Origin of the sequence: Pseudomonas sp. DrBHI1 (genome assembly GCF_002205115.1) — a bacterium.
Taxonomy (GTDB): domain Bacteria; phylum Pseudomonadota; class Gammaproteobacteria; order Pseudomonadales; family Pseudomonadaceae; genus Aquipseudomonas; species Aquipseudomonas mosselii.
In genome coordinates, this window is sequence record NZ_NIBE01000045.1 from 206,804 (window position 1) to 213,254 (window position 6,451).

6 protein-coding genes and 5 tRNA genes are annotated in these 6,451 nt (G+C 62.4%); 8 read left to right on the top strand and 3 right to left on the bottom strand.

The annotated features are described in order from the left end of the window. A partial coding sequence (locus CC207_RS08140; RefSeq protein ID WP_088851879.1) for an ATP-binding protein occupies positions 1–2,239 on the bottom strand: 2,239 nt, incomplete at its 3' end. A gap of 103 nt (positions 2,240–2,342) precedes the next feature. On the opposite strand from CC207_RS08140, the gene CC207_RS08145 reads away from it, so the two are divergent. Then, complete coding sequence (locus CC207_RS08145; protein ID WP_028691719.1) at positions 2,343–3,230, top strand: ATP-binding protein; 888 nt, start codon at positions 2,343–2,345, stop codon at positions 3,228–3,230. Beyond that, positions 3,231–3,713, top strand: a complete 483-nt coding sequence (locus CC207_RS08150) for a GAF domain-containing protein (RefSeq protein ID WP_028691718.1) — start codon at positions 3,231–3,233, stop codon at positions 3,711–3,713. It abuts the gene before it with no gap. A gap of 77 nt (positions 3,714–3,790) precedes the next feature. Here CC207_RS08150 and CC207_RS08155 read toward each other — a convergent pair whose 3' ends face one another. Continuing rightward, the gene (locus CC207_RS08155) at positions 3,791–4,558 is read right to left on the bottom strand and encodes a hypothetical protein (RefSeq protein WP_028691717.1); all 768 of its coding nucleotides are present in this window, start codon (positions 4,556–4,558) and stop codon (positions 3,791–3,793) included. A 433-nt stretch (positions 4,559–4,991) separates the two neighbouring features. On the opposite strand from CC207_RS08155, the gene CC207_RS08160 reads away from it, so the two are divergent. From CC207_RS08160 to CC207_RS08185, 6 genes are all read left to right on the top strand, one after another. Then, positions 4,992–5,067 (top strand) — tRNA-Glu (locus tag CC207_RS08160). Positions 5,068–5,071: 4 nt separating this feature from the next. Beyond that, positions 5,072–5,147, top strand: a tRNA-Gly gene (locus CC207_RS08165). A 92-nt stretch (positions 5,148–5,239) separates the two neighbouring features. After that, positions 5,240–5,315: transfer RNA gene (locus tag CC207_RS08170), tRNA-Glu, on the top strand. A gap of 5 nt (positions 5,316–5,320) precedes the next feature. Continuing rightward, positions 5,321–5,396: transfer RNA gene (locus CC207_RS08175), tRNA-Gly, on the top strand. 80 nt (positions 5,397–5,476) lie between these two features. Further along, positions 5,477–5,552: transfer RNA gene (locus CC207_RS08180), tRNA-Gly, on the top strand. A 247-nt stretch (positions 5,553–5,799) separates the two neighbouring features. Continuing rightward, positions 5,800–6,024 carry a hypothetical protein gene (locus CC207_RS08185; RefSeq protein WP_028690968.1) on the top strand — a complete coding sequence of 75 codons (225 nt, stop codon included), beginning with the start codon at positions 5,800–5,802 and terminating at the stop codon, positions 6,022–6,024. Positions 6,025–6,087: 63 nt separating this feature from the next. On the opposite strand, the gene CC207_RS08190 is transcribed toward CC207_RS08185, so the two are convergent. Beyond that, a partial coding sequence (locus CC207_RS08190) for a PA2817 family protein (protein ID WP_088851873.1) occupies positions 6,088–6,451 on the bottom strand: 364 nt, incomplete at its 5' end.

The following is a 6,451-nucleotide window of genomic DNA, read 5'->3' on the forward strand; positions in this document are numbered from 1 at the left end:
TGGCGTTGGCGGTCAGCGCGACGATCGGCAGCTCTGGCCAGCGGCTGCTCTGGCGGATGCGCCGGCTGGCCTCGTAGCCATCCATCACCGGCATGTTGCAGTCCATCAGCACCAGGTCGAAGCTGCCTTGCTCCAGGCTGTCCAGGGCCTCCTGGCCGTGGGCGGCCACCTGCACCTGGCAGCCGAGCTTGCCCAGCATGCCCTTGGCCACCAGCTGGTTCACCGGGTTGTCCTCCACCAGCAGGATACGCGCCCTTAGCTCGCGCGAGGCCGGCACCTCGTGGGGCAGGGGCGCGTTGGGCTCGCCCTGCAAGGTGCGGCGCAGGGTCTGGTACAGAGCGTTGCGCGCCAGGGGGCGGGCCAGTTGTTGCAGGGGCGCCAGCTGCTCGGCCTGCTCGGCGGGCAGGAAATTGCCGTAGGCGGTCACCAGCAGGATTGGCGCCTCGATGGCCGGGCGCAGGTCGAGCACGTGGTCCAGATCGTCGGTGATCAGCAGGTCGACGGCCGTGCCTGTCAGTTCGCTGGCGTTCTCGTGGCGCGCGTATTCCAGCCCCCAGCGTGGCAGCAGCCCCTGCAGCAGCTCGGCCAGGCCGCTGCCGGGGTTGCCCAGGGCCACCACCCGCCCGCTCAGCGGCGCCGGCGGGATCGCCGCGGTGTGCGCCGGTAGCGGCAGGTCGGCGCTGAAGCGGCTGCCGAAGCCGGTTTCGGAATGGATATGCAGATGCCCCTGCATGGCCTGGCACAGGTTGCGGGTCAGGGCCAGGCCCAGGCCGGTGCCGCCATACTGGCGGGTGATGCCGGCGCCGGCCTGGGTGAACGGCTGGAAGATCCGCGCCTGGGCTTCCTCGGGGATGCCGATGCCGGTGTCGCTCACCTCCAGGCGGACGCCGCCGACGATGCTGCTCAGGCGCACGTCGACGCGGCCGAAACGGGTGAACTTGAGGGCGTTGGACAACAGGTTGCTGACGATCTGCCGCACCCGGGTCGGGTCACCCAGCACCGTGCTTGGGAAGTCCGGGGCGACCAGGCAGGTCAGCTCGACACTGGGCGCGGCATTTTGCGACAGCAGGTTGGCGGTGTCTTCGACCATCGCGCCGAGGTCGAACGGAATGCGCTCCAGTTCCAGCTGGCCGGCATCGAACTTGGACAGGTCGAGGATATCGTTGAGCAACTCCACCAGCACCTTGCCCGAGTCGTGGGCGATCGACAGCTGCTGGCGCTGCTCGGGCGCCAGGCCGCTGTCCAGGGCCAGGGCGATCATGCCCAGCATGCCGTTGAGCGGGGTGCGGATCTCGTGGCTCATGTTGGCCAGGAAGGCGGCGCGCGCCTGGGCCATGTCCAGGGCGCGCTGGCGCGCCTCGTCCAGCTCCTGGTTGGACAGGCTCAGGCGGCTGTTGCTGGCCTTGAGCTCGTTGGTGCGTGCCGAGACGATGTCTTCCAGCTCGTTGAGGTACTGGGTCAGGCGGTTCTCGGCGGTGCGCCGCTGCTGGATCTCGGTGGCCATGCTGACGAACTGCTGGTTGGCGACCCGCACCAGCACGCCGATCTCGTCGTTCTCGTGGCCCTTGGGGCAGTCCACCCGGTTCTGCCTGGGCGTGCGTGCATCGTTGCCGCTGAGCGCGCCGATCACCGTCACCAGTGGCTTGGTCAGCATCAGGTAGAACAGCCCCAGGAGGATGCCGGTAAGCACCAGGCTGCGGGCGAAACCGTTGACCAGGGTGACCCCGGCGCGGTCGAGGAAGCGTGCGCCGAAGGTGTAGGTGTCGACATCCAGGTAAAGGGTGCCCAGGTATTCATCGGGCATATGGGCGAGGAACAGCCGGTCCTGGAACTGGCGCTGCTCGCCGAACAGGAAGTCCGACAGCGCCCGGTAGCGGCTTTCCATGCTGGGGCGCTGCACATCGGCCAGCACCGTGTCGTTGTTGTCGATCAGCCGCGCGCGGATCAGCGCCGGCGATTTCAGCAGGCCGCCGGTCAGCTCCTGGGCCAGTTCCGTGTCGATGTTGTAGGCGATGCGCGAGGCCGTGTCGTGGCTGATCTTCAGCAGTGCCTGAATTTCACGGTTGATGGACGCGTCTTCGCTGGCATAATCGATGCCGATCTGGATGAGACTGAGCAATGTTCCCAGGATGAAGCCGACCAGGACTGTCAACCGGGCTTGCTTGTATGACAGGCGATTGGTGAACTTGATATCCATGGGTCCCAAGCCGGTTACTTGCTCCGTGCGCTGCGCAAGCATAGCCGATCAGCCCTGGCTGCTGGCGGGTCTGTCTGTTCATTTCAGTTGATCGTCGATTAAGGGCCGCTGCGGCCCCAAAAAACTGAAATCAATAGGAGTCGTCATGGACGCCCGTCTCAATGCTTTTCTCGACCGCGCAGAATCCGTCCTCGCCCGCCTCGAACCCCTGCTGCCGGCCCCACGCCCGGACATCGACTGGACCCGTACCCTGGCGGCCCGCTGGCAACGCGACGGCCGCAGCGGCTACCTGATGCCACTGGAGGTCAGCCTCGACATCCGCCTGTCCGACCTGATCGGTGTCGACCAGCAGCGCGAACAGCTGGGCCGCAATACCCACCAGTTCATCAACGGCATGCCGGCCAACCACGCCCTGCTGTGGGGCTCGCGCGGCACCGGCAAGTCGTCGCTGGTGCGGGCGCTGTTGGCCGAGCATGCGGGCCAGGGCCTGCGCCTGATTGAAATCGAGCGCGACCACCTGGCCGACCTGCCACGGGTAGTCGAGCAACTGCAAAAACGTGAACAACGCTTCATCCTGTTTTGCGACGACCTGTCGTTCGAAGCCGGGGAGGGCGATTACCGGGTGCTCAAGAGCGTGCTCGACGGCTCACTGGAACAGGCCCCGGACAACGTGCTGCTATACGCCACCTCCAACCGCCGCCACCTGGTGCCGGAGAAACAGAGCGACAACGAGAACTGGAAGATGGTCGACGGCGAGCTGCACCCCAACGAAGCGGTGGAGGACAAGATCGCCCTGTCCGACCGCTTCGGCCTGTGGCTGTCGTTCTACCCGTTCAGCCAGGAGCACTTCCTCAACGTGGTCGAGCACTGGATCGGCCAGCTGGCGCGCCCGGCCGGGCTGCAGTGGCAGCGCAGCGAAGCGCTCGACATCCTCGCCGTGCGCTGGGCCACCGGCCGCGGTAACCGTAATGGCCGTTGTGCCTATCAGTTCGCCCGCTACTGGGTCGGGCTGCAATTGCTGGAGCAGAAATAAATGATCGACCTCAACGCCAGTGGCCAAGGCCTCGATGGCTACGACTTGCTGGCCGCGCAAGTGCAGGCGCTGTTCGCCGACGAGCGCGACTTCATCGCCAACGCCGCGCAGTTCTCGGCGTTTCTCTACAACCAGGTAGAGGACCTGAACTGGGCGGGCTTCTATATCAACCGCAACGAAGCGCTGGTGCTCGGCCCGTTCCAGGGTCAGGTTGCATGCGTGCGCATCCCGTTCGGTCGGGGCGTATGCGGCGCCGCGGCGGCCACCCGCACGACCCAGCGGGTCGAGGACGTGCACGCGTTTCCCGGGCATATCGCCTGTGATAGCGCGTCCAACAGCGAACTGGTAATTCCGTTGGTCAAGGCCGGAAGGCTGATCGGCGTGCTCGACCTGGACAGCCCGAAGCTGGCGCGCTTCAGCGAGGCCGACCAGGCAGGGCTGGAGCGGTTGGTCGAGGTGTTCCTCGCGTTGACCGATTGCTGAAATGAAGAAGGGGCCTGCGAAGGCCCCTTTCTTTTGGGTCGTGGGAGCGGGCTTGCCCCGCGATAGAGCCAGCGCTGTCAGTCGTAGATGACCTTCTTCTTCCAGGTCTCATCCTCGTCGGTCTTGAGCCCTTGGGTCAGCGCGTTCTGTTCATTCTCCGCCGGTTCCATCTGGTCCAGCACCTGGGCATTGGCCCGGTTCAGCAGTTTCTCAAGGTAGGTCAACTGCTCTTCATACTGCTTGGGCTCAGGCTGCTTGCGCAGGTACTGCACGCCACGCTCGAAGGCCAGGCGCGCCTGGCCTGGCTGGTTCTGCTGCAGGGCCTGCTGGCCGAGGTTGTTGAAGAACTCGATATGCAGCAGCACGAGGATATGACGGATTTCCTTGACCCAATACTTGCCTTCGTTGGTCGCCAGGAAACCTTCCTGAGTGGCACGCACGATCTGGTTGTGCAGCAGTTCCAGCAAAAAGCGCACGTCCTTGGCCTTTACCTCGGTCTGGATGGGCGAGGGTGGGTTACTGACCGGTATCCTCTCGCCTTGGGCGATCAGCCCTTCCAGCTCGGCGATGCGTGCCTTGAGGTCGCCACTGTGCTTGTCCAGGGCCAGCTGGCGCTGGTTGAGGTTCAGTTCGAGGCGGGTCAGCAGCAGTTTGAGCGCGGGCGTCATGAATTGCCCGGGGAAGGTCTCGGTGATTTCGCCGCAACGGCGCAGGCGGTCGGCCAGCTCGACCTTGAGCCGTGCGCGCTCGAGCTTGCCGTTCTCGACCACATTGTTGAGGTAGCCGATCACGATCAGCAGCGCGATACCCGCAACGATAAGCAGGGTGATCAGAAGTGGTGTCACCGTTAACGCCTCATGAAGAAGTTTTGCATCTATCGAGAGTGTAGTGAGTCCGCCCGAAAGCGAACAGTGCAGCCTGGCGGACAGTCCTGCTCGCCCTTGAATCCATGAAGCATTCGTGGGAGCGGGCTAGCCCTGCGATCAGGCCCTCAAGCCTTGCTTGTATGTATCGGCCCATCATCCAAAACCTACAGATAGTGGCACATCGCTACGAGCTTGCCGAGCCAACGTCAGAAAAGCAACGCCAATCCCCGGACGCATCCTGCACCACCACCCATGACGACGGGAAGTCATTGATTTAAATAAATTTCTACAAAGGGGTTGACGACCTTCCAAGGCATCCATAGAATGCGCGCCACTTGCAGCGTAAAGCACACAGCGAAACGCGGCAGGGAGTGAAAGCAAGCAGTACTTTAATAGGTAATGCGAGCAGTGTGTCCCCTTCGTCTAGTGGCCTAGGACACCGCCCTTTCACGGCGGTAACAGGGGTTCGAGTCCCCTAGGGGACGCCATATTGCGGGAATAGCTCAGTTGGTAGAGCACGACCTTGCCAAGGTCGGGGTCGCGAGTTCGAGTCTCGTTTCCCGCTCCAGTTTCTCCGGCACTGCTTCGGCAGGGCAGGAAAAGAAAATCCAGGCTGAATCGTGAGGTTCATGTTCTGGTGCGCTGAAAAGCGTCGGCTTAGTCCCCTTCGTCTAGTGGCCTAGGACACCGCCCTTTCACGGCGGTAACAGGGGTTCGAGTCCCCTAGGGGACGCCATATTTGCGGGAATAGCTCAGTTGGTAGAGCACGACCTTGCCAAGGTCGGGGTCGCGAGTTCGAGTCTCGTTTCCCGCTCCAGTTTTGACGCATCGTTCCGACGGTGCCGGTGCTGAAGGTCGTCAAGGCGCTTCAGGCCACATGCGGTAAAGCTTCACCCTGCGGGAATAGCTCAGTTGGTAGAGCACGACCTTGCCAAGGTCGGGGTCGCGAGTTCGAGTCTCGTTTCCCGCTCCACATTGAAAACGCCACTTCGTTTGAAGTGGCGTTTTTTTTGCTCGCGTGGTTGGTTTTTGGGGCGAGCTGGCTCAGCACACCTATCAATTTTGCTAGTTGGCGAATGTCGTCTGAGGGCGTACAACGGCATGGCGCTACTCGTTACGTGCCCGATGTTCGTACTCATACCATCAGTTATTACTCTGTCGGGGGAGAATGTTGGGCGCGCCTGATCTCACTCCATTCTGCCTTGAACAAGGAAGGAGCAATGACCGTGACGATCGAAAAGACGGATTTGGAAGTCCAGCTGGAGATATGTAAACGGGCGGTCGATGCGTGGAGGCGTTATGAAGAAAGTAAAGGGCAGCAGCCCCCTTCTCAGGTAGAACGACTTCGACTGGAAGCAGAGTTCTTATGTTCTTCGGCGCATCATTTTTTCGGGGGTAAGGCTAGGATTCCCCCTGATTTGCTAGATCGTGATTTGGCGGAGTGAATTCACTTGTCCCGCTCAGGTGATTGGGGTTCCCGGCCCAAATGGGGCCGGGATGCATCTACATCAGTGAATATCACCCTGAGCAGGCTTGGCTAGCAGTTGCTTTTCTTGGTGCCAATCAAACGCTTCGCCGTTCTGCTCTGCCTCGTAGCGTCGCTCTTCCAGCGTCTGGTAAAGCTCCAGCTCGTCATCCGGCATGAAATGCAAGCAATCCCCACCAAAGAACCACAGCAGATCACGCGGTACCAGATGGGCGATCTGGGGATAGCGCTGGATCACCTGGCAGATCAGGTCCTGGCCCAGGTACTGGCTTTGCAGCGGGTCCTGCGGCAGCAGGGTGAGCAGCTCGTCGAAGCGCTCGAGGAACAGGGCGTGGCTTTCCTCCGGGACCTGTTCGGCTTCACCCAGCGCGGCCAGGATGGTGCGC